Raw genomic sequence first — 22,011 nt, 5'->3', positions numbered from 1 at the left:
ACTCCTTGAAATGTAGGATTTTGTGCGGTGCGAGATTATTATAAGCAATCGGCTGAATTTGATACGAAAAAAATAAAAACCCCGCGAGCGATTAAAGATCGTTCGTCAGGGCTGAGCTGTGATGTCAAATGTTGCCGTTAACTCTAACCTTTCTTGTTGGTTTTCTGATCTTGTGCACGTGCCGTTGTATTTTTTTTGGATTGTCCTGTTTTTTTATGAGATTCAGACATGGTTGTTCACTCCTTAAAATGTAGGATTTTTGAGCTGCGAGATTATTATAAGCAATCGGCCGAATTTGATGCGATAAAATTAAAAAGCCCCGCGAACGAGTTGGAATCGTCCGTCAGGGCTGAGCTCTGAATAGGTATGGATTAATGGTTCGGTGTCAGCAATTTATCTTCTAAGGATTGTTTAACCTTCTTTATCGCATCTGTCTCTAATTTGTGGTTTTGGTTAAATTTAGTGCCTGTCAGTGCAAGCGCTTCCTTAACCGTCATTTCCACACGAATCAATTCTTCACCTTGCGGGATTTGCACGGAATTGTTGCCCATTTGTATCACTCCTATGTCAACTTTTTGAAGTGGAAACCTTGATTTGACGCACTTTTAATATAACACACCATGTAAGGTTAAACAAGGGTTATTAAGACCTATTTTAGAAAAAAGAATGTCGCAAACTCAAGTTGTTATTTTACTTTTTTCGGCAGCAAGAACGGTATGTTTGAGCAGCGTCGCGATGGTCACTGGACCAATTCCAGCAGGGACAGGGGTAATTGCACTCGCCTTTTTGTGACAAGCATCGAAATCGACATCGCCAATGTTGCCAGCATTATATCCAGCATCCAAAACGACAGCACCTTCCTTAATCCAGGCTCCTTGAATAAATGCAGGTTTACCAACGGCTGCAACAACAATATCAGCTAATCCGATGATTAGGGGGAGATTATTTGTTTTTGAATGGCAAATGGTTACGGTTGCGTTTCTATTCAGCAGCATAAGTGATACGGGTTTACCTAGAATAGGACTCCGACCAACGATTACCGCGTGCTTGCCTTCAATTGGAATCTGATAATAATCGAGAATAGCTAGAATAGCGGCTGGGGTACAGGATGGAAAGCTGGCCATTCCAAAAGCATTTTGAGCAAAGCCCAGCATGGTAACGCCATCCACATCTTTTTCGATCTGAATGGCTTCAAACGCGGCTCTTTCATCAATATGGTGTGGAACCGGATGCTGCAATAAAATACCATGGACCTGAGGATCTTCGTTTAATTGTTGGATAACGGCAATAAGTTCCTCTGTCGTAGTTGCTTTATTTAGGTGGATTCGTCTGGAATCAATGCCTAGCCGCTTACATGCGCTGCTTTTCATACGTACATAGGTTTCGGAAGAAGGGTCATCTCCAACAAGTATCGTCGCTAAACATGGGAGGATACCTCTTACAGACAGTTGGTTGATTCTTTTGACTAAAGATTCGTTTATGCTTTTCGCTACACGTGTACCATCCAAGATTAATTTGTCTGCATTCATTTTACCCTCAACCCTTCATTTGTTTGTAAAAACACAAAGAGGTAAGGGGGATGAATCCCCCTTACCTCTGCCCAGGCGTACGGCTGTCACATCAATGTGCTTCCTCATGGGTATCCATGCTTCGCCAGTCACACATCAACTTTTAATTGATTTAATCATAATGGCAGGTTATGGAATATGCAACTCTTAAAATGATTTATGGATGCTGTTGATTTCCTTCTATCAACTATAACAACGAATTTCAACAATCTCTGCCCGTTCCGTCCCGTTCGTCGCTTCAACGACCACACGAAGTCGATCAGTCGTAACAGCTTCCGGCAAAAGATGGACATGCCTGCGCGTATGATTATCGAGCCCCTCCGCCACTGTTGTCCAGTCGCCGCCGATGAAGGCCTGAAGTTTATAGTCTTTGACCAGTTCAGGAATGATCTCGAATTCCGTCCGATGATGATGCAAATTAATTAAATCTTCGTTCACGTCGTCATTGAAAGTGAGATGTACAGTGCGAATCCGGACAGCCTCCGGCCAACTGGCTTCAAGCCACTCTGGTTGCGAGACCTCAAGGCCAGCCGATGACCAAAGATGAGGGCCTCCGTAAGGACGCTTATACCCATCGGCGGCTTTGTCGGCTGCGAACGCGGATGTGGGAGCGAGCAGTCGGAAGCAGATTGGCTTCCGAATGAATGCTTTCGCGCTCCAATCAATGACCGGCTGATGATGATGCATATCACCAAAATCTACGGCATCTTTTGATGCAGCATCATGCTTGAAGGAAAGCACACCCGTTTGTGGTCTGGCGGATAGATGGACAGAAAGCGCCGGGTTGCTTCTGAGAATGATAAAAGCATTCTGAGCGGTTTCAGGATGCCAAGAAAGGGAAGCCTTTACCCACTGCTGAGAACCCTCGGCTACAGCTACCTGAATGGACGTCACCTGTGTATGTGGGACGTAGTTCTGCGGCTTCCCAGTGCTCCAGAGCTCGACTGTCAGCTCGGTAGCCTCTGAAGCATCCAGCAGCAGCTCGATGCCGTCAATGAACGGATCTGCCGGCACGAGAAGCGCCACATGCGCGATCAGCGGCAGCAACGACGCAGATTGCTCGAGCGCAAGCCGCGTTAGGGTGCTGGACGCTGTCATCTCAGCGCGGAGCACGAGGTCTGCCGCATCCGCGTTCTTCAGACCGAGGACGGCTGCATCCTGTCGAAGCAGCGTCTGTTGAAGCTCGCTTAAGTGGCTGCTGTGCAGCTCACGAGGGGAGACGCCCTTTGCCGCGCAGAGCGCAGCTCCTGTGCCCGCGGCTTCGCCTATCACGGCACATGTCGCCATGACGCGAGTCGTACCAAAGGCCACGTGGGACGCGCTGATGTTGCGTCCCGCCATCAGCATATTCGTCACGTTGACGGAGTAGAGGGAACGGAACGGGATATGATAATTGCCGTCCATATGCATATGTTTAGATCCTTTGGCTGTGGCGTACATCCCTTGCGGTGGATGTAAATCGATGGACCAGCCACCGAAAGCGACACGGTCTTCAAACTGCTCCTGCGCGATGATATCGTTCTGATTGAGCACGTAGTCCCCAACGAAACGACGATATTCCCTTTTCCCAGGAATGGAGCCGATCCATTCGAGCGTCAGGTTTTCACTCTCGAATTTACCGGAATTTTTGATATAATCCCAAATGCCATAGATGACGGAGGACAACTCATCCCGGATTCGCTCATTTTCATGTACAACATCATGCTCACCGCCCCACTCAATCCACCAATAAGAGCAGCCATTATCTCCGCTGCGAATGACGCGTTTCATGGGAATGGTGGTTTGTGTGATGTCTTTTGCGAAGCTTGGTGCGATATATTTGACCGGTCGACCCGCGTCTTTTGTATAAAACAGCAGGGTGCTTCCAAGTGTAATATCGTCCGCGACGAGCGGTGCCCATTCCTCATTAAACTCCTCTTGGGCTTCACGTCCAATGCGATATTTCGCACCTGCAAGGAAACCGACTAATCCGTCGCCTGTGCAATCAAGGTACACACGGCTATCGAAACGAATACGTCGTTCAGATCCCATCATCCAACCTGTGACAGAACGAATTGTTCGATTGGTCTCGTCACCATCGGCGTGGACTTCATGGACATCCGTGTTCAAGAACAAAGTGATATTCTTCTCTGCTTTGACTTTTTCCAATACGATCAGGTCCCAGATATAAGGGTTTCCGTCGATATTGCGGTACTGGTTCTCCACAAATAGTTCACCCATGATACCGGTTTCTCTAGCATTTCGATGTACACCGTGGGAAGTAGCGCCGCATACCCAGACGCGAACTTCGCTGCTGGCATTACCGCCAAGGACAGGACGATTTTGGACGAGAGAGACAGTTTGGCCTAACCGAGCTGCAGCGACTGCCGCACAAACACCTGCTAATCCTCCACCGACTACGGTTATGTCTGATTGAACGATTTCATGCTTCATAACTTAGCACCTCACTAGTTTGTAGGATATCTTTAATTTCATTGTAGAATATCCTATTTCCAATGAACATGCAGACAGTTACAATAAACATATACTTTATTTCAGAATGGAAGGGGTGATGCAGTGGCTTTTCGTGATGTGACTATTAAACTCATCTCCCATGTCTATTGGCACCGTAAAGTGGAGTTTATGCTTGAAGAAGATAAGTATCCTTGTTGGACGATATTTGCCGTAGAAGACGGGAGATTCTCCTATCGAGTTGGGGAGCAGAAAGGCGAAGCGGAGTTCGGAGACTTTGTCATCTGTCCACCCCATACCGTATTTCAGAGGAAAACACTCGAACCCCTGTCTTTTCACTTCCTGCAGTTTGTATGGATATCTGAACCTAGTTTTGGCGATGAAGCCTTTTGGAAAGGGAAATTGACGATTAACGACACAGATCGTTTATCTTCCAATTATCGTTATTTGAGACAGCTTCCCGGCTGGGATGAAGAGAGCACGCTGCATAAACAGCACATGGTGAACGATTTTTTACGTTTGGTCAAAATAGAGCAAGATCGCAAAGATGACCCTTCCACAGAAGTCGATTTGTTGATGGAGAAAGCCCGGAGGCACATGACGGAATATGCTTATGCAAGCCTATCCCTATTTGATTTGGCGGTAACGCTGGGACTAACCCCCGTACAATTCACCCGTAAGTTTCGCAGGGCGTTCGGACAAACACCTTCTGAGTTTTTGAATGAGATGCGTCTCACAAGAGCTCGGCACTTGTTGGAGGGATCAACGCTTACTTTGGATGCGATTGCCGAGAAATGCGGATTCGAAAACGGCTTTTATTTGAGTCGCGTTTTTACGCAAAAAATGGGCATGGCTCCATCGATATACCGAAGCAGGCATCGCGTATAAAAAAGGCACCAACTTTTCCTGAGGAAAAGCTGGAGCCTTTTTTCGTTGATGCGAAAGTATAAGTTTTATGCTTTTGCTTCGCATCGTTCTGGTTTATTGGATAAATGGGGAAATAGGAAGGGAAGTTGTACAACGTACAACAATTTCCTTGATTTCTTCTGGGAAAGATGAAGATGTTGTATACTTTGCAACATTCACGTGGGAAACGTGGATAAACTTGCAAAAATGTTGTACGAAGTGCAACATCGTGCATATCAACTTTTACAAACACTCTCGCCCATGGCCGACGTTAGCCGTATTTCCAACCATTAAGGTCCGCTATAAGGTAATTTACCTTGAACATACTCATCTTCAGGCTTACGAATCCAGCGTTGGAGGTAGCCTTGCGTATACAGAGCTTTGATTAGAATGATCAGTACAGGCGAAAGTATGACCCCTGCAAATCCAAAGAGCGAAAGGGATACAATCATGAAGGCTAAGGTCGTAAAGGCCGATACCCCGAGTGATTCCCCAGTAATCTTTGGCTCCATAATTTGTCTGACGAGGATGACGACTAGGAGTAAGGAACTGAGCCAGATCGCTAGAGTCGTTTGGCCAACAATAAACAGGTAGATGATCCACGGAATGAACAATGTGGAAACGCCGAGCAATGGCAGTACATCGAATATAGCTGACAACAACGAGATGGAGAAAGCATTATTAACGCCCAACAGGAGCAGTGCGGAAAAAACGACAATGAACGTTAAAGAGATTAGTTTGGCTTGCGCTTTTATGTAGGAGACGATACCCTTCACGACATTTTCTTTAAGAAAAAAGAAGACGGATTTGAAGGTTTTTGGTGTTTTTTCACCTGCAAGGCGTTTCCAAGAATCAATTTCAATGCTTAGGAAGTAGGCTAAGATAATCCCGACGATGAAGTTGAACATAAAGGTTGAGAAGGATGTTAGCGAGGCTACCAATCCAGATAAGAAAGCAATGATAAACTTGGAGGCATTACCGGCGAATTGCCCAGCATAATCTTTGGCTTTCACAATAACGTCAGGTGGCAGCGTTTGGAATCGGTCATTTAATTCGCTAATTTTTTGCACAATTTGATCGTTGAACACCGCTTGATATTCATCCACCTTATCGACAAGACTCATGATCTGGCTGGTGAAAATGACAGCGGCACCGGTCAGTGCGCCAAGGATAATAAGGACGAATACTAAGGTTGAAATTGCCGATGCGATTGACTTACGTATCCCTTTGCGGTTCAAAAACCTAGCAAAAGGCTCGATCATCATGAAAATGATCAGAGCCAGAAAGATAGGGGTAGCTATGCGATATAGGTAACTAAATAACAGCATGAATAAATAGACGGTTAGAACAATGAGAGCAATGTCAAAGGCTGTCCTCCAATATTTCTTGTAAAAAGAAATCATGCATGTTCCTCCGGTATCATTATTGTTCGGTTAAAATAATCGGCCCTTGACTCGTGATCGCAATCGTATGTTCATATTGAGCGGACAAACTGCCGTCATAAGTCCTTGCAGTCCATCCATCTTGATCTACTTTGGAGTGGTATTTACCTACATTTAGCATCGGTTCAATCGTGAAGACCATGCCTTCTTTAATCCGCGGCCCTTTGCCTGCTGGTCCATAATGAGGCACTTGCGGCTCTTCATGCATTTCGGAACCAATCCCGTGTCCGATAAAATCTCTTACAACGGAAAAACCATGCGATTCAGCATACACTTGGATGGCATGCGACACATCGCCGATACGGTTGCCGGGAACGGCTTGCTCAATTCCTTTGTATAGAGATTCTTTCGTTACTTGCAGCAATTTCTCGGCAACTGGAGAAATGTTACCCACCGCATAAGACCACGCGGAGTCTGCCAACCAACCATCTATACGTACAACCATGTCGATGGTTACAATATCGCCGTCATTCAGGGGCTCCTTTTTAGGAAAACCGTGACAGATCACGTCGTTGACGGATGCACAAGTGGCATATTGATAACCGTGATACCCTTTTTGCTCAGGAGTGGCCCCGTGCTTAGTCAGAAAGCCCTCTACGAATTGGTCGATTTCCCAGGAGGTTATACCAGGTCGAATCATTTTGGCGATTTCTTTATGGCAATCAGCCAGGATGCGACCCGCTCTGCCCATCTTTTCAATTTGTTCTTTTGATTTGATTGTGATCATCTTGCTCCACTCCTCTGGTGATATTCCCTAATTATTCATTATGTCCACTTTGCTGACCATAACTTCATTTCTTTTATTATTTGATGCAAATCCTGGCCTTTCGGTGTCAAGGTATACTCAACCGTAACTGGAACCGTAGGGTAAGCCATTCTTTCCAAAACCCCATGTTCCTCGAGGTGACGAAGGATATCAGTTAATGATTTAGGGCTGACTCCAGTTATCTGGCGCTGCAGCTCGCCGAAACGCTTCGTTCCGCAAAATAATTCGCGAAGCACGAGAAAAGCCCATTTTCCGCCAATAACTTCAAGTGTTCTTTCAACCGAACATTCGATTTCTTTGGGTACTTTAGGAACATAGTTGCTGAGTGGAGCGACTTTTTCATTCTCTAGGGTTGACATAAGACCGCTTCCTTTCAAATTGAATGTATGGAACTAACTTTTATGTAAGTTAGTTTCTTCAATGTAATTAGTGCTCTTTGTGCTCACTACTATGTATTTTAAAGTTCGTTTAGTGAATTAGCAAGAAGTAAGGGATGACTTGGGACAAAGGTTGATTTCGTGCCTTAGATTCTTTACAATAAGAAATAAAAATTAAAGTTTCAGGAGATGTGTACATATGAACGTCAAAATTTCTCGTAATGCTGCTAAAGTACTTCAATTGGAGCTTGATAAAGAAGAAAACAAAGGATTATTGGTTCGCGTTCAAGTGACTCATTCGCACGGTGACCATGCTCACTATGGTTTGGGTCTTGACGATAAATCAGAAAATGACGTCCTTGTAAGCACAGATAAAGGTATTGACGTTATTCTAGATAAAAATGAACCTTTGCTGGATGGTATCCGTATTGATTACTTCTACACACCAGAAGAAGGCTTCATGATTACGAACCCAAGCAAGGGGAATCACGGAGATCACTAATGCGCAATGATATTCGCATTTGTGATAAATGCAAACACATGAAAGTGAAGACCGCCCTTTCTAAGATAAGTGTCATTGCACCCGATGCTGAAGTCAAAGTTGCCTGCAAATCATATTGCGGTCCTTGTTCCCGATTTGCATTTATTTTTATTAATGGACGCTATGTGACAGCAGCAACAGAAGACGAAGCGATTGAAAAGGCAAAAAAGTATGTGAAATGAGAAAAAGCATCCGCCCGCTTTGGGGTTGGATGCTTTTTTTCCACATAAGAAAGTATAAGTTTTCGGTTCCCGAAAACCGCTTTCTTATTGGCGATAAAACCTACATCTAAACGCGGTCGTTCATCTTTGAATGGCCTCGATAGAGGTTTTCTCACATTCAAACGAAGTTAAGCATGAACAGCTGATTTCTCTAACAGCTTGCGAATTTGGCTGTCTATTTTGCTTGGTGAAGTGGTAGGGGAGAAGCGTTTAATCACATTACCTTGCTGATCAACTAAAAACTTTGTGAAATTCCATTTAATGCTTGAGCCGAGAAGACCTGAAGCCTGCTTTTTCAGGTATTGGTAAAGTGGATGAGCGTCTGCGCCGTTAACATTGATTTTGGAGAACAACGGAAAGTTAACACCGAAATTAATTTGGCAAGCTTGCTCGACTTGAACATCATCGCCGGGTTCCTGGTCCTTAAATTGATTGCACGGAAATCCTAACACGCTAAAACCTTGTTCCTTATATGTGTCATGGAGCTCTTGAAGTCCTGTGAATTGAGGAGCAAAGCCGCACTTCGTAGCGGTATTCACAATAAGCAGCACTTGACCTTGGTAGTCAGCAAGAGACTTTTCTTCACCGCGGATCGTGCGAACTGTAAATTGATGAACATTCAAAAGGGTCACCTTCTTTTAATTATTTTACACAAATTAATTGTACGCAACTTTAACGAGTTTGAACAGTTATTTTTTTAATTTACAATTTTTTCATATCCCTCTGACACTCCACGAATATATAAACATTATGCTTATCACAGTGAAAGTTTATTAGATGATGGAGGGTTAACATGAAAAGATTACTCAGAAGAAAAAGACTGCTTATTGTACTTGCGGCCATTTGTGCCGTTTCTACAACAACTGTCGTATCCGCAGGACAAGTTACTTTGGAGGCTGTTGCTGTGAAGTTTCAACTAACTTCCGGTGGGAAGACGCTTACGCTTGATAAAGATCCCGTTGTCATTAACGGAAGCACATATGTTCCACTTCGTACCATTGGAGAAGCGCTTGGTAAACAGATCGAATGGAATGAATGGAATCAATCCATCTCGCTTAAAGATATTCCTAAAGTAACTGGTAAATTTGAGTGGAAAAATGCTCCTGTGCTTGATAAAGGGATTCAAGAAGGTGGGTTCTCAGGTCTTATTCACTTACCTAAAGATGCTGCAGATACGTTCTATACGATTACTGACCGCGGACCGAACGGTGAAGTAGGTAAAGACAAGCTTCGCACATTCCCGATCGAGAACTATGTCCCACGTATTTATAAATTCAAAATCACAAACGGAAACATTGAAATCCTCGAAACCATTAAACTCTCACTCCCCGATGGTAAAATCGATAAACTAAGCAATAGTAAATACATAACAGGACTACCGAATTTACTAGGAACTGATGAAGGGCCTTACGATGAGAAAGGTATAACGAAGCTGGGTTATGATCCCGATGGTCTAGATACGGAAGGCATCGCGTACAGTCCTTCTGATGATACATTCTGGATTTCAGATGAGTATCGTCCATCCATTCTTCAAGTGAAACGTGATGGCACGATACTAGGACGTTACGTACCTAAAGGCGCTAAAGAAAAGCTCGTTCAAGCCGGTGCTCAAACGCCAATTTTTGATACATTGCCTGAGGTATACAATACGCGTATTTCCAACCGTGGATTCGAAGGTGTGACGATTTCCCCAGACGGCAAATTCTTGTACACGTCCATTCAAAGTCCAATGGCAAATCCGGATAAGAAAACAGGGGAATCTTCCAGAAATCTGCGTATCCTCAAAATGGACTTAGCAACGAAACAATTCGTGGGTGAGTATGTTTATGTGGCTGAGCAAGCTGGCATGTTCGTCAAAGTGAATCAAAAAGATATCGTGATCAGTGATCTCTCCGCACTATCTAGTGATGTACTGCTAGTTGATGAGCGTGATAAGAATGCGGGCGCTGACGCACAATTGAAACGAATTTACAAATCCGATTTCTCTAAGGCTACGAATATTTTAGGAAAAGATACAAGCAAAAACCTGGAAAGCCTATCCGTTCAGCAGCTCAAAGACCAAGGTATTCAACCAGTGAGCAAAGAATTGATTGTGGATATTGCTAAACTAGGATACCCGTATGAGAAGATTGAAGGCTTGACGGTTGTTGACAAAAATACAATTGCGATTGTAAACGACAATGACTTCGGTATTAGCTATGATGATAAAGGCGTATTAACACTAACAAGCGCACCAACTCAATTACAACTTATTCAAGTTTCAGACGACTTATCCACGAAATAAAGTAAACGAAAACCCAGCTCATCGAGGCGCACTCGGTGGTCTGGGTTTTATTATTTAGACAATATCAGCAAGGGCTTTGTCTACGAAAGAATACTTAAACGTAAAGCCATGCTCTAATAATGCGCGAGGAAGCACCTTCTGGCCTTCCAAAAGCAGCGTAGATAACTCACCGAAAACCATTTTTAAAATAAAAGCAGGAAGCGGGAATAGATTAGGTCTTCGCATCGCTTTCGCTAATGCCCGTCCAAACTCCCTATTGGTGACCGGATTTGGAGCTGTCGCATTAACAGGGCCGATAATGGCTTCGTTCTGAATGCAGAAATCGATAAGCCTCACCATATCATCGATGTGAATCCAGGAGAGCCATTGCTTACCGCTGCCTATGGGACCGCCAACACCAAGCTTATAAGGCAATGCCATTTTGGGGAATGCGCCTTCTTTGCCATCTAGAACAAGTCCAACGCGGACTTTTACGATGCGTGTTCCCTGTATCTGATCAGCCGCGCCTTCCCATTGTTCGACTACCCTCGATAAGAAATCGACTGGGCGATGCGGACTTCTCTCGTCAAAGGTTTCGGTTTCTGAGGTACCGTAAATGGACATTCCTGAAGCATTAACGACGACTTTCGGTTTCACTTCCATGCGTTCTATAAGCTGAGCCACTTGCTCAGCCGCTTTTAGACGAGACCCAACGATTCGTTCTTTGGCTGCAGCTGTCCAACGCTGATTAATCGACTCCCCAGCTAAATTTACGATGGCATCCAGTCCTGCGAATGCGCTCGAATCCGTCTTTAGTTGATCCCAAGTGACGGTGCGTACATGCTCGACAACAGCTCTGGGTGAACGTGAAATATTGATGACTTCATGACCTTGCTGCTGCAAATGAACTATCAATCGTTTGCCAATAAACCCGCTGCCACCGGTTACTGCTATTTTCATCGTTCAGCACCTCCATTCTATTATTATAGAGCCTATATACAATGTTTTCCAATCGACGTTATTCTTCTCTTTACATTACTGTGTTATATTGGAAATAGGGAGGGATGCCATATGTTCCGTTTTTTATTCCGAAAATCACCCAAACCGTCCAAGAGAAGTCGCATAGGGAAATCCAAACCGGACTTTCGAGCTGCAGATCTACCCCAAGGGCTCGGTTTGCTAGAAGGTGTTCCGTTAGAACGAATCGTTACTAAGCTGAATAGTGCACTTCCACTAGATTATGTAGAAAGACTCCAATATCGCGTAAAAGCTGGAAATCCTTCCATGTCCGATGACGAGTTTGCCTGTAAATGGTTCGAATTAAAGCGATTTTTCCTGATGAATCTCATTTTAAAAAGAACTCCGATGTTTAGCAGTGAAATCGATGAAATTTGGCATGAGATGCTGATGTTTACGAGAGAATATCAGCGGTTCGGGGATCAATTCGCTGGTGGTGTTATTCATCATTCACCTGAACGTGAACCGAAGCAAATGCCAGGTGAACGTGCATGGTTCGATTGGGTATATGCGCACTTGTTCGAGTTCGCTCCAACGAGTTCGCGGTGCTGGAATGGATTTTTCCGCAATCCGCTGGATGAGCAGCGAACAGATTTGCTTCGCAAAGCCAATGAAGAAGAAATCGCCGAGCAATGGTTCGATATGGAGCAGGCGAAGCGATATCCAGAAGTTGCAGAGTCGATCCGCATACTCATCACGCAGGCGATTAACGAAGCCAGACATTCAGCGAATAGCCGCAGGTTTGAGGACACAGGCTGGAAGGATTCACTAACAAACCCAAACAACATGGTGTATTTGGCAGGAGCCATGATGTTCTTCTCCATTCAGGATAATGATAACTATACAAGCGGGATGGACTCTCAATGGCCTCTGAATGAATCGAATCCAAAAGATAAGCAAAGCAACTGTTCTTCCTCAGGTTGCGGGGGTTCTGGAGGCAGTAGTGATAGTTCTGGAGATCAAGGCGGTGGCAGCAGCAGTTGCAGCTCCGGCTCAGGTTCTTCTTGCTCGTCAGGGTCGAGCTGCGGGTCTGGTTGCGGCGGCAGTTAACGTAAGCCCGTGGAAGCAGCATACCGTTCGTGGAATCGCATGACCCAAGGGCTTCATGTGGGAAAGTGGCGCATGGACACTATGAACACAATAGACACGCTTTTTTTTGCACTCTCCGTCGGAGAGTGTTTTTTGTTTTGGAGACACATATCGTCATTTTTCGTGTATAATTGAAATTCGGTGTCGATTTCTTGACCTGCGGTAAATTAAACAGCGATAGGAGTCATCTCAAATGAATCGATTACGTGGTTTTTTAAGTTCTTATCATCCCATTGTACATACGTTAATTCTTGGAACCGTTATGGCTAGGGCTGCGTCCTCCATGAGTTTGCCTTTTCTAGCGATTTATTTAGCCAGACATACGTCGATGAGTGCGGTGATGATCGGAATTGTCATTGGAATGGGTTCTTTGGCTGGGACCGTAGGCGGTTTTATAGGAGGCACCTTATCGGACCGATTCGGAAGACGCATTATTATGCTAGCAGCTCTTTTCGGCTGGGCGTTCGTCTTCTTAGGCTTCGGCATGGTTAAACTACCAATCCTGTTTATGCTGCTCAATATGCTGAACGGCTTGTGCCGATCCTTTTATGAGCCCGTTTCGCAGGCGTTGATGGCAGACCTTACAGAACCTGCGAAGCGACTTAAAGTATTTTCGATGCGGTATATGGCTATTAATCTTGGTGTTGCAGTCGGACCACTTTTGGGGGCCTTTTTCGCTACGATGAACGGTGCGCTGCCTTTTCTCATCACAGGAATCATTTATTTTATTTATGCGGTCACCCTTTACGCACTGCTCATCGCTTTTGGCATCAAGAAAATCGAGGGTGAGAAGAAATCTTCGGTTACCTTTGGTTCTGCTGTGCGAGTGATTCGCAGTGATATGACTTTTCGCTTGTATATCCTTGGTGGCATTATTGGTGCTATCGGATACTCCCAGGTGATGGTAACACTTTCGCAATATTTGGAGCAGAGTTTTGTCGATGGTGTGAAAATGTTTGCGATCTTGATGAGTGTGAATGCGATCGTCGTTATTGCCATGCAGATTCCACTTACACGTTTGGCAGAAAAGTACACGCCGCTTGTTGCAATTGTAATTGGCAACCTAATGTTTGCTCTAGGGGATGTTGGCTTTGCGTTTTCGCACTCGCTGGCATGGCTTATTATTTCGATGAGTATTTTCACGCTTGGCGAGATTCTAAATTACCCCGCTGCTAATATGTTGATTGACAAATTAGCTCCGGAGCATATGCGTGGCACGTATTTTGGCGCTCAAACATTAACGAACATAGGCCACTTTATTGGACCTTGGGTAGGTGGGTTCTTGCTCGTTTCTTATGGTGGAAATACGTTGTACGTTCTTATGGCTGTTCTTACGATTACGGGATCCATTTTCTACTGGAGAGGCTCAATTCGTCAAATGATGTTGAAAAATACGTCGAAAAAAGAAAATTTATGAAAAATATTGCAAAATTAGTTCTTAGGAACTATTCGATTTCAAAACGAGTTCCCGTATCCTTGAGAGAGTAGATATTTATTCTCTTAGCGACTTAGATATTTAGTAAGACATCTCGACAAAGGCAAAGCTGGCGAAAGCCAGTGACGCAAAGCTAAAGGGGCTTCCTTGTCCTGCAAACCGGACTCGCAGCCAGCCAGCCGCCGAACGATTGGGTATCAACATCAGAACCCCTCCGATCGGTTCACTATGGTGGGGTTTTTCTCTGTCATAACAAATTAATGTGAAAATAAAAGGAGGATCCAGCAGCATGCAATCAGAAGGAATACTACAAGAAGAACAAAAAGTGACTTCGCTATGTGGTAATCATGTTGCCCGTTTGGTGCCTTCCTCGGATGGACCAAAGCTCATGATTAATCGGGAAGTATACGCGTTAAATGAAGCTTGTTGGGATGTTGAAATGTTTCATGGGAGAAACAATAGCATCTTGATTTTCTACTGGAAGGGCGAGGTTAAGCTTTCTGTAAAAATGCCGCCGATGCCGCAAATTGAAGCATTTTTGACAAGACTTTATCAATGCTTATCATCCAAATTAAGAACGGTACAGCCTATATAGGCGTACCGTTTTTTTATTTCCAGCTGAAAGGGATTTATAAAGACAAAATGATTGTCACAAATTGACACGAGCTGATATAATGAATGTCGAAGGTTTTAGTAGTGCTTTGGAACTATTATTAGGGGGATACATAGCATGAGATTAATCACACGTTCGGATTTTGATGGCTTAGTATGCGCGATGCTTTTCAAAAAGTTAAACATGGTGGATGAAATGAAATTCGTCCATCCCAAAGATATGCAGGACGGTTTGATCGAGGTTTCGGAAAACGATATTTTGGCCAATGTCCCTTATGTAGCGGGTTGTGGCTTGTGGTTCGATCATCATTCCAGTGAACTTGAGCGGATGGGCGAAAAGGTTGAGTTCAAAGGGGAAACCCGAATCGCGCCAAGTGCGGCACGTGTTGTTTATGATTACTATGGAGGGCGTGAGACCTTCGGAGATATCGATGATATTATGCGCGGGGTGGATAAAGCGGATTCGGCACAGTTCAGCAAAGAAGATATTTTGAATCCAAGTGGATGGGATCTATTATCTTTTATCATGGATGCTCGAACGGGTTTAGGGCGCTATCGCGACTATCGGATTAGTAATTATCAATTGATGGAAGATCTTGTGGAGCACTGTGCAACGATGTCCGTTCATGAGATTATGGAATTGCCGGATGTGAAAGAGCGTGTGGCGCGATATTTTGAATTAGATGCTTTATATCGTGATATGCTTCAAACCTATACGCGGACGGAAGGCAATGTTATTATTACCGATCTTCGTGATGTGGAAACCATCTATCCAGGGAACCGTTTCATGGTGTATGCCCTTTATCCAGAGCAAAATATATCGATTTGGATCGTCGATGGCCGAAATAAACAAAACTGCGTCTTTGCTTGTGGTCACAGCATTGTGAATCGCTCGTCGAAAACGAATATTGGTAACTTGATGCTCCAAAATGGTGGAGGCGGTCATCATGCAGCTGGTACTTGCCAAGTTGACTATGTGCAAGCTGAGGAAGTTTTGAAGAAAATTGTTGAAACGATGAGAACAGACGGATAAAATAAGTGAAACGGACTGCAGGATGGGAGTTCCCGGAATGCGGTTTTTCACTAAATGGGGACAGGGGGGAATGGAGTGGAGTTAGAACAAATTCATCATGTAGCGATCATTAGCTCCAATTATGAGCGATCGAAACACTTCTATGTCGATTTACTTGGATTAACGGTCATTCACGAAACGTATCGTGCAGAACGTGACTCCTATAAGTTGGATTTGCGCATCGGGAAAACCGAGCAGCAGATCGAGTTGTTTTCATTTCCGAACCCTCCGCTGCGAGTTAACCAGCCTGAGGCAAGGGGTCTTAGGCATTTGGCTTTTGTCGTGCCGAATATGGAACAAAGCGTTAAAGAACTTGAGAGCAAGGGGATTGCGGTAGAACCGGTGCGGATTGATCCTATTACCGGTGACCAATATACTTTTTTTGCAGATCCGGATGGGCTGCCCTTGGAGTTGGTGGAACATGCGAAATGATCGCCAAGAAAGAACAGAACAGGAGCCGAAGCTGCGGTTTGCCAAAGGCTGCCTATGGAGTTTTCTTGTGTCCATTCCCCTATGGGCGTTATTGATTTGGTTTTTGTTTATAAAATAAAATCCCTCACTAGCTTGGTCTGACCGCTGCATGCAATGCAGTTCGGTCGGATGAGCCGTTGAGGGATTTTTATTTTACCACATAAGAAAGAATAAGTTTTCGGATCCCGAAAACCGCTTTCTTATTGGCGATAAAACCTACATCTAAACGCGGTTGAACATCCCTGATTTGCCTCGATAGAGGTTTTCTCACTTGTCCGTTTGTCTGCGCGGTGGCAATGGTCCAAGATACTGGAACAGGTTACACTCGATCCGTCCATTAAATAGTTTGCGCTTCTTATCCGCGCGGCGGTTCATATAGTGCTCGAGCTGTGTGCTCGGGCTTAAGATGAACATGCTCCATGAAGGCATAGGAGCTGTGAGTGCTCCGAGCTGGCGCAGCGCCACCTCTACATCTTGCGCTTCACCAAGCCGTTCTCCATAGGGAGGGTTGGTGATCAAGCAGCCGTAGTCGCCACGCGGACGGGCTTTGGCCACTGGTTCCACGAGCAGCTTGAACTGCTTCGTCAAGCCGGCAGCCTTCGCGGCAGCCTCTGCCACTTCGATGGCAGAGGGATCAATATCACTGCCGATGATGTTCAGCGGAACATCATCTTTAACCGCGTCGAAGGCCTCGTCGCGAGCCTTGTCCCACAGCTTGCGTGGGATATTGCCCCACGCCTCGCTAGGGAAGCTGCGCCGCAGTCCTGGCGCGATGTTCCATCCGATCATAGCTGCCTCGATCGGGATCGTTCCAGACCCGCAGAACGGGTCGTAGAGCGGTCTATCGACCTTCCAGCGGCTGAGGAGGATCATCGCAGCCGCCATGGTCTCCTTAAGCGGAGCTTCGGTCACGAGCTTGCGGTAGCCGCGCTTGTGCAGGCTGGCGCCGGTAGTGTCGATCGTTAGCGTTGCAATATCGTTCAGGAGTGCGACTTCGATCACGTAGCGTGCCCCGTTCTCAGGGAACCACTCTGTTCCGTAGCGAAGCTTCAGCTTCTCCACGACGGCTTTCTTCACGATTCCTTGGCAAGCGGGAACGCTAGATAATTGTGACTTATGGGAACGCCCTTCCACAGGGAATTCGGCATCGTTCGGAATCCAGTCCGGCCAAGCAAGCGCTTTGGTGCCTTCGAAAAGCTCATCGAAAGTCACGGCCTTAAATTGGCCCATGTTTACCAAGATGCGATCGGCGGTTCTGAGCCAAAGATTGGTGCGGCAGATAGCCAGCTCGTCGCCGAGAAAACGGACACGCCCATTCTCGACAGTCACCTCGTTGTAGCCAAGATCACGGATTTCACGAGCAACGATGGCCTCAAGTCCCATTGGGCAAGTTGCGATTAGTTCAATTTGTTGTGGCATGTTTAGATTCCTTCCATCCGGGTTGTGCATCGCTCATAAAACTCATACAATTAACAAGTATAGGACAAATAGGTTACACTTACAAACGAAACACGCAAAGTGGATGCTTTGATGCTTTTTCTAAGGAGGATAAAACATGGAAACCATAACAGCCGAGAGCTATATGGAGGGTTTATACGAAGAGGATACAGTTCTAGAGCGAGTTAAGGAAGTCATTCGCACCCAAAATATGCCCGAAATATCGATTGCACCTGGATACGGCCGATTGCTTACTATGCTGGTCACGATGATTGGCGCAACGAAGGTGTTGGAAATAGGTGCTTTAGGCGGTTATAGCGGGATTTGTTTGGCTAGAGGTTTGAAAGAGGGCGGCAAGCTGATTTCGCTCGAATTAAAACAAGAATTTGCCGATGTAGCCAAGCAAAATCTGACCGAAGCTGGCCTTGGCGAGCTCGTTGAGTACCGGATTGGCGAAGCACTCCTTCACCTGAATGATCTTCTTGAGCAGGGAGAGCGATTTGATTTCTTTTTTATCGATGCGGACAAAGTGAATTATCCGAATTATTTGGAGCTTGCAATCAAACTGGCGAATCCTGGCGCCATTATTGCCGGGGATAACACGCTGATGCGAGGAAAAGTCGTCGACGCGAACCAAACCAAAGCATCGGTTCAAGCGATGCGTACTTTCAATCAGCTGATCGCCACTGATCCTCGTTTGGAAAGCACCATCCTGCCAGCTTATGATGGCTTGGCTTTAGCACGAGTGAAGTAATACGGAGACTGTCGATTGATTCATTAGGCCATCCTCACAACTGGTAGGTATAACTCTAAAATTCGATTTAGAGTCATTCAGCTTACGTGAGGGTAGGTGGGCTATAGTGTTTACCAATGTTGTATTTTCTACAACAATTCACACGCCAAAAGGCTATGTTGCAACTTGAAGTTGCAGTTTGTACATCATTTTGGGCCCATTTGTTGCGAAATGGCCGGTATAGGACCAAATTGTTGTACACTATGCAACAACGAGGGCAGAATGGCGAGATTTAGGCTGAAAATGCTGCACTTTATACAACTTTGTACGCAAAAACGCTCTAAGCTAGCAATAGCTTAGAGCGTTTTTCATTAACATATAAGAACTTGTGGTTCGGGGTGACTTTAAGATGCTTTTTGATCTGGTATATAGAAGTCAGACTCGCTTAATTTGCCAGGAGTAATTGGTTTTATTTGCGTTAACGGAGGCACCGGTTGTGATGTGGTACTAGGGTGAGTGACTTCTTGCTTCTTGAAAGAAATAGCACTGATGCCGTTCCAATAGATAAATAATAACTCTGCACATACGACGATCAAAACAATTTTACGCCAGTTCAGCCTCATGGATGGCATCCTCACTTTCAATGATACGCCTATATTACCATATTGTGGAAGGAATTCCCATGATTATTTCTCACTCTTCATTTATGAACCAGACCTGTAGTAATCTCTAGTTCATATCGTTGACTTTCCGGCATTTGCGCAGCGTAAGCCAAGCGAACAGCAAATTCAATATCATAAGGAACACGTACGAATTGAATCGCAAATCCAGCTTGCGCATTGCCTTCGGTTTCCCCTTCCAAAACGCAGTAGCAGGCTTGCGGAATGCCGTCATAGGGCGTTCCCACACTGCCAACATTGAAGAGCATCAGGCCGCTGCTTGCGTGCTTTACATGGCGTTTCTCCGATGGGTTTTTGATTGTTATGAGATAGGGAATATGAATATCTCCGTAACCGACAATATCAGGTTGCTTCCCATCTGTCGACGCACCTGTCATCACCGTATTTTGAAACATCGCGAGACGTTCTTCCTTGGATGCTTTACGTTTCACTCTATGATAAACACTTTTCGCAGAAGCGTGGAACAGTCGGAACAATTTGCCGCTAACATGCAAATCAACGGAGAAGGGCAGCTGTTCCAAATAAGCGAGCCTCTCCTCACCAAGCTGCTGCTGATGCCACAATCCGGCAGGCTGCTCCTGCGGGAGAGTAATCCCCAAATCCCAGTTTCCTTGAACAACGGATTCACATATTTCCTTGATACGGTCTACGACAGCAGCGGAATCAGGACCTTTACCTACAAGGTCGCCCAAACATATAATGCGTTTAATTCCTCGGCGTTCAATATCTAAAAGCACAGCTTCCAGTGCGGGTAAATTACCATGAATATCCGAAATGATTGCGATTTTCTCCAACGTTTTCGTTCCCTTTCTCCGATAAACTCAAATGAACTTAATTATGCTTCAGTTATACCACAAGGATTATGAATCTGAAAATGAGAGTCTCTTACTATTACCCAACGAAGGCTTCTTCTGCTATAATTTGTAGGGGGAAAGGGGAATGTTTTGATTGGAATCCAGACAAGATCGTCACCGTAAACCGAAAAAAGAACGCTCTACGAACAAGAAGACCCCACTCAGAGTAATTGGGGGACTCACGCTTGCCGCAGCAGCTTGTTTTGCTATTGGCATAGGCGCTTCCTATTGGACATCGAACAGTAAATCAGCAGAAGAGCAAGATTCAGCATCCTCACCAGTGGCTAGTGTTTCGCCTGTTCCAACCAAACCAACGAATACAGCGAGCACAGCTAGTGCGGAGCCTAGCGCAAAGCCTAGCCCAGAGTCTACGGCAAAAGCCGTTATCCCGACTCCTCCTCCTATCGCATCGAGTGAGCCCACGAGCAGTGGCGGGCAAGTGAAGTTAACTTTTGTGGGTGATGTGTTGATGGCCTCCAAAGTAGAAGATATTTTAAAACAAAAAGGCTATGATTACCCTTATACAAATGTCAAAGACTTTCTGAGCAAGCCCGATTACACGATTGCTAATCTAGAAACACCCATAACGACTAGAGGTATAGTTCAAAATAAGGATTACGTCTATCGTTCTTCACCGATGGCGTTACCTGCCCTGAAAGCTTCTGGAATTGACCTCGTTAATCTAGCGAACAACCATGTGATGGATTATGGGACAGAAGGTTTGCTGGACACGATGGATGCTCTCGATCAAGAGGGCGTTAAACGAGTTGGAGCGGGCAAAGATTTGGAAGAAGCTTACCGACCAGTTATCGTGGAAAAAGCAGGTGTGAAGATTGCTTTCTTCGGCTTCAGCCGTGTCGTTCCGGAGGCTTCGTGGAAAGCAGCTCCTGGCCATCCAGGTGTAGCTGAAACGTATAGCTACAAGCTGCCGGTCGAAGCCATTCAGAAAGCAAAAGAAAGCGCTGATCTAGTTGTTGTCGTTACCCATTGGGGAGTGGAAAGAAGCGATAATCCGGATAAGAATCAGAAAGACCTGGCCCATCGTTACATCGATGCCGGCGCTGATCTCATCGTAGGCGGTCATCCACATGTCTTACAAGGCTTTGAGCAATACAAAGGTAAATGGATTGCTTATAGTCTAGGTAATTTCATTTTTACAACAAATGATACCCCGAAGACTTGGGAGACGGTTATTTTAGAAGCTGCATGTTCAAAAGATAAACAATGCGATATCCACCTTGTGCCTATTTTGACCAAAGCAGCACTGCCCACTCCGATGAGTATGGAAGATGGCGCAAAGCTCTTTCAGCGTTTGAGTAAAATCTCGATAGGCGCTCAAGTGGACGCGCAAGGAAATGTTAGCAAGAAATAAGATGAGGAGCAATCAATATGACAGAAGCTGTTCGCAATATTTACTGCGTAGGTCGCAACTACCGGGCACATGCCGCCGAACTGGGGAATGATGTACCGGATCAACCGATGATTTTTACCAAGCCGACACATGCACTCGCCTCAATAGATGGTGGAGAGTTGACGCTTCCCGTTGATCAAGGTGAGATTCACTATGAAGCCGAGCTTGTCCTACATATCGCTAAGCCTTACACAGAAGGCATCCAAGTGGATGAGATTGTCGACAAATATGCACTCGGCATTGACTTCACGCTTCGGGATGTTCAAAACGTCATTAAGAAGAAGGGTCAGCCCTGGCTGCCTGCCAAAGGCTTTTTGAATTCGGCACCGATCAGTACATTCCGACCATTCCCAGGAGCTTCAAAGCTGACAGAAGCGAACTTCCAGCTTCGCCAGAATGGACAGGTTGTGCAGAACGGCAACATCAGTAATATGATCTTCGATCTTCAAACGATCATTGATTACATTGCAAAGCATTATGGTTTAGGTGCTGGCGATATCATCTACACAGGTACTCCTGAAGGGGTAGGTCCTGTACATCATGGTGATCGCTTGGAGCTGTTATGGGGCGAAGAAGTATTCGGAGCTGTTACGATTAACATTTAACAGATCAAAGGGCAGTCTCTTAAGGTCATTTATGACCTGAGAGATCTGCCCTTAATTTTT

Annotated in this window: 23 protein-coding genes and 2 riboswitches; of the genes, 12 read left to right on the top strand and 11 right to left on the bottom strand. The window is 45.2% G+C overall.

Annotated features, from left to right (window positions below):
- Window positions 1-371 precede the first annotated feature (371 nt).
- The 3 genes from GC102_RS14055 to GC102_RS14045 all read right to left on the bottom strand — a co-directional run bounded on the left by GC102_RS14055 (window position 372) and on the right by GC102_RS14045 (window position 4,001).
- Window positions 372-551, bottom strand: a complete 180-nt coding sequence (locus GC102_RS14055) for a hypothetical protein (RefSeq protein ID WP_171690084.1) — start codon at window positions 549-551, stop codon at window positions 372-374.
- 126 nt (window positions 552-677) lie between these two features.
- Entirely contained in the window at window positions 678-1,529 is an 852-nt protein-coding gene (locus tag GC102_RS14050) for a bifunctional 5,10-methylenetetrahydrofolate dehydrogenase/5,10-methenyltetrahydrofolate cyclohydrolase (RefSeq protein WP_171690083.1), read from the bottom strand.
- Window positions 1,530-1,591: 62 nt separating this feature from the next.
- Window positions 1,592-1,671: riboswitch (ZMP/ZTP riboswitch) on the bottom strand.
- An 80-nt stretch (window positions 1,672-1,751) separates the two neighbouring features.
- A complete protein-coding gene (locus GC102_RS14045) occupies window positions 1,752-4,001 on the bottom strand; it encodes an FAD-dependent oxidoreductase (RefSeq protein WP_171690082.1) in 2,250 nt (749 codons plus the stop codon).
- A 123-nt stretch (window positions 4,002-4,124) separates the two neighbouring features.
- On the opposite strand from GC102_RS14045, the gene GC102_RS40320 reads away from it, so the two are divergent.
- Window positions 4,125-4,907, top strand: coding sequence for a helix-turn-helix domain-containing protein (locus GC102_RS40320; RefSeq protein ID WP_171690081.1), 783 nt, complete (start codon window positions 4,125-4,127; stop codon window positions 4,905-4,907).
- Between the two features lie 308 nt (window positions 4,908-5,215).
- On the opposite strand, the gene ytvI is transcribed toward GC102_RS40320, so the two are convergent.
- Genes ytvI through GC102_RS14025 form a run of 3 tightly spaced genes read right to left on the bottom strand, consistent with a single transcriptional unit; the run spans window position 5,216 to window position 7,492 of the window.
- Window positions 5,216-6,328, bottom strand: a complete 1,113-nt coding sequence (ytvI, locus tag GC102_RS14035; RefSeq protein WP_171690080.1) for a sporulation integral membrane protein YtvI — start codon at window positions 6,326-6,328, stop codon at window positions 5,216-5,218.
- Between the two features lie 19 nt (window positions 6,329-6,347).
- Window positions 6,348-7,094 carry a type I methionyl aminopeptidase gene (gene map, locus GC102_RS14030; protein ID WP_171690079.1) on the bottom strand — a complete coding sequence of 249 codons (747 nt, stop codon included), beginning with the start codon at window positions 7,092-7,094 and terminating at the stop codon, window positions 6,348-6,350.
- A 38-nt stretch (window positions 7,095-7,132) separates the two neighbouring features.
- Entirely contained in the window at window positions 7,133-7,492 is a 360-nt protein-coding gene (locus GC102_RS14025) for a winged helix-turn-helix transcriptional regulator (protein ID WP_029199371.1), read from the bottom strand.
- A 217-nt stretch (window positions 7,493-7,709) separates the two neighbouring features.
- On the opposite strand from GC102_RS14025, the gene GC102_RS14020 reads away from it, so the two are divergent.
- Together GC102_RS14020 and GC102_RS14015 are read left to right on the top strand one after the other, a co-directional pair.
- Window positions 7,710-8,012: a heme biosynthesis protein HemY gene (locus tag GC102_RS14020; protein ID WP_029199372.1), complete on the top strand. Its 303-nt coding sequence runs from the start codon at window positions 7,710-7,712 to the stop codon at window positions 8,010-8,012.
- Complete coding sequence (locus GC102_RS14015; RefSeq protein ID WP_171690078.1) at window positions 8,012-8,233, top strand: YuzB family protein; 222 nt, start codon at window positions 8,012-8,014, stop codon at window positions 8,231-8,233. The genes GC102_RS14020 and GC102_RS14015 overlap by 1 nt, the downstream gene beginning before the upstream one ends.
- A gap of 167 nt (window positions 8,234-8,400) precedes the next feature.
- Here the strand turns inward: GC102_RS14015 and GC102_RS14010 are convergent, their stop codons facing one another.
- The gene (locus GC102_RS14010; protein WP_171690077.1) at window positions 8,401-8,895 is read right to left on the bottom strand and encodes a glutathione peroxidase; all 495 of its coding nucleotides are present in this window, start codon (window positions 8,893-8,895) and stop codon (window positions 8,401-8,403) included.
- 170 nt (window positions 8,896-9,065) lie between these two features.
- Here GC102_RS14010 and GC102_RS14005 point away from each other — a divergent pair, with 170 nt between their 5' ends.
- Entirely contained in the window at window positions 9,066-10,556 is a 1,491-nt protein-coding gene (locus GC102_RS14005) for an esterase-like activity of phytase family protein (protein ID WP_171690076.1), read from the top strand.
- Window positions 10,557-10,610: 54 nt separating this feature from the next.
- On the opposite strand, the gene GC102_RS14000 is transcribed toward GC102_RS14005, so the two are convergent.
- The gene (locus tag GC102_RS14000; protein ID WP_171690075.1) at window positions 10,611-11,495 is read right to left on the bottom strand and encodes a TIGR01777 family oxidoreductase; all 885 of its coding nucleotides are present in this window, start codon (window positions 11,493-11,495) and stop codon (window positions 10,611-10,613) included.
- A gap of 111 nt (window positions 11,496-11,606) precedes the next feature.
- Between GC102_RS14000 and GC102_RS13995 the strand changes: the two genes are divergently transcribed.
- From GC102_RS13995 to gloA2, 5 genes are all read left to right on the top strand, one after another.
- Entirely contained in the window at window positions 11,607-12,602 is a 996-nt protein-coding gene (locus GC102_RS13995; RefSeq protein WP_171690074.1) for a UCP032817 domain-containing protein, read from the top strand.
- 232 nt (window positions 12,603-12,834) lie between these two features.
- Window positions 12,835-14,058, top strand: a complete 1,224-nt coding sequence (locus GC102_RS13990) for an MDR family MFS transporter (protein WP_171690073.1) — start codon at window positions 12,835-12,837, stop codon at window positions 14,056-14,058.
- Between the two features lie 110 nt (window positions 14,059-14,168).
- Window positions 14,169-14,263, top strand: a riboswitch (cyclic di-GMP riboswitch).
- A gap of 102 nt (window positions 14,264-14,365) precedes the next feature.
- The gene (locus GC102_RS13985; protein WP_171640242.1) at window positions 14,366-14,671 is read left to right on the top strand and encodes a hypothetical protein; all 306 of its coding nucleotides are present in this window, start codon (window positions 14,366-14,368) and stop codon (window positions 14,669-14,671) included.
- A 135-nt stretch (window positions 14,672-14,806) separates the two neighbouring features.
- On the top strand, window positions 14,807-15,721 hold the full coding sequence (locus GC102_RS13980; RefSeq protein WP_171690072.1) for an exopolyphosphatase: 915 nt from the start codon (window positions 14,807-14,809) through the stop codon (window positions 15,719-15,721).
- A gap of 75 nt (window positions 15,722-15,796) precedes the next feature.
- Window positions 15,797-16,192 (top strand): SMU1112c/YaeR family gloxylase I-like metalloprotein, encoded by a 396-nt coding sequence (gene gloA2 / locus GC102_RS13975; protein ID WP_171690071.1) that lies wholly within the window; start codon window positions 15,797-15,799, stop codon window positions 16,190-16,192.
- A gap of 306 nt (window positions 16,193-16,498) precedes the next feature.
- Here the strand turns inward: gloA2 and GC102_RS13970 are convergent, their stop codons facing one another.
- On the bottom strand, window positions 16,499-17,650 hold the full coding sequence (locus tag GC102_RS13970; protein ID WP_171690070.1) for a THUMP domain-containing class I SAM-dependent RNA methyltransferase: 1,152 nt from the start codon (window positions 17,648-17,650) through the stop codon (window positions 16,499-16,501).
- 136 nt (window positions 17,651-17,786) lie between these two features.
- Here GC102_RS13970 and GC102_RS13965 point away from each other — a divergent pair, with 136 nt between their 5' ends.
- A complete protein-coding gene (locus tag GC102_RS13965) occupies window positions 17,787-18,422 on the top strand; it encodes an O-methyltransferase (RefSeq protein WP_171690069.1) in 636 nt (211 codons plus the stop codon).
- 383 nt (window positions 18,423-18,805) lie between these two features.
- Here the strand turns inward: GC102_RS13965 and GC102_RS13960 are convergent, their stop codons facing one another.
- Together GC102_RS13960 and GC102_RS13955 are read right to left on the bottom strand one after the other, a co-directional pair.
- A complete protein-coding gene (locus GC102_RS13960) occupies window positions 18,806-19,024 on the bottom strand; it encodes a hypothetical protein (protein WP_171640252.1) in 219 nt (72 codons plus the stop codon).
- Window positions 19,025-19,101: 77 nt separating this feature from the next.
- A complete protein-coding gene (locus GC102_RS13955; RefSeq protein ID WP_171690068.1) occupies window positions 19,102-19,875 on the bottom strand; it encodes a metallophosphoesterase family protein in 774 nt (257 codons plus the stop codon).
- Window positions 19,876-20,029: 154 nt separating this feature from the next.
- On the opposite strand from GC102_RS13955, the gene GC102_RS13950 reads away from it, so the two are divergent.
- The gene (locus GC102_RS13950) at window positions 20,030-21,307 is read left to right on the top strand and encodes a CapA family protein (RefSeq protein ID WP_246320909.1); all 1,278 of its coding nucleotides are present in this window, start codon (window positions 20,030-20,032) and stop codon (window positions 21,305-21,307) included.
- Window positions 21,308-21,324: 17 nt separating this feature from the next.
- Window positions 21,325-21,951, top strand: coding sequence for a fumarylacetoacetate hydrolase family protein (locus GC102_RS13945; RefSeq protein ID WP_171690067.1), 627 nt, complete (start codon window positions 21,325-21,327; stop codon window positions 21,949-21,951).
- The last annotated feature ends 60 nt before the right edge of the window (window positions 21,952-22,011 follow it).

The organism is Paenibacillus germinis, from assembly GCF_013141785.1.
In the GTDB taxonomy this organism is placed as follows: Bacteria; Bacillota; Bacilli; order Paenibacillales; family NBRC-103111; genus Paenibacillus_E; species Paenibacillus_E phytorum.
This window is presented reverse-complemented; position numbering and strand designations above follow the sequence as displayed.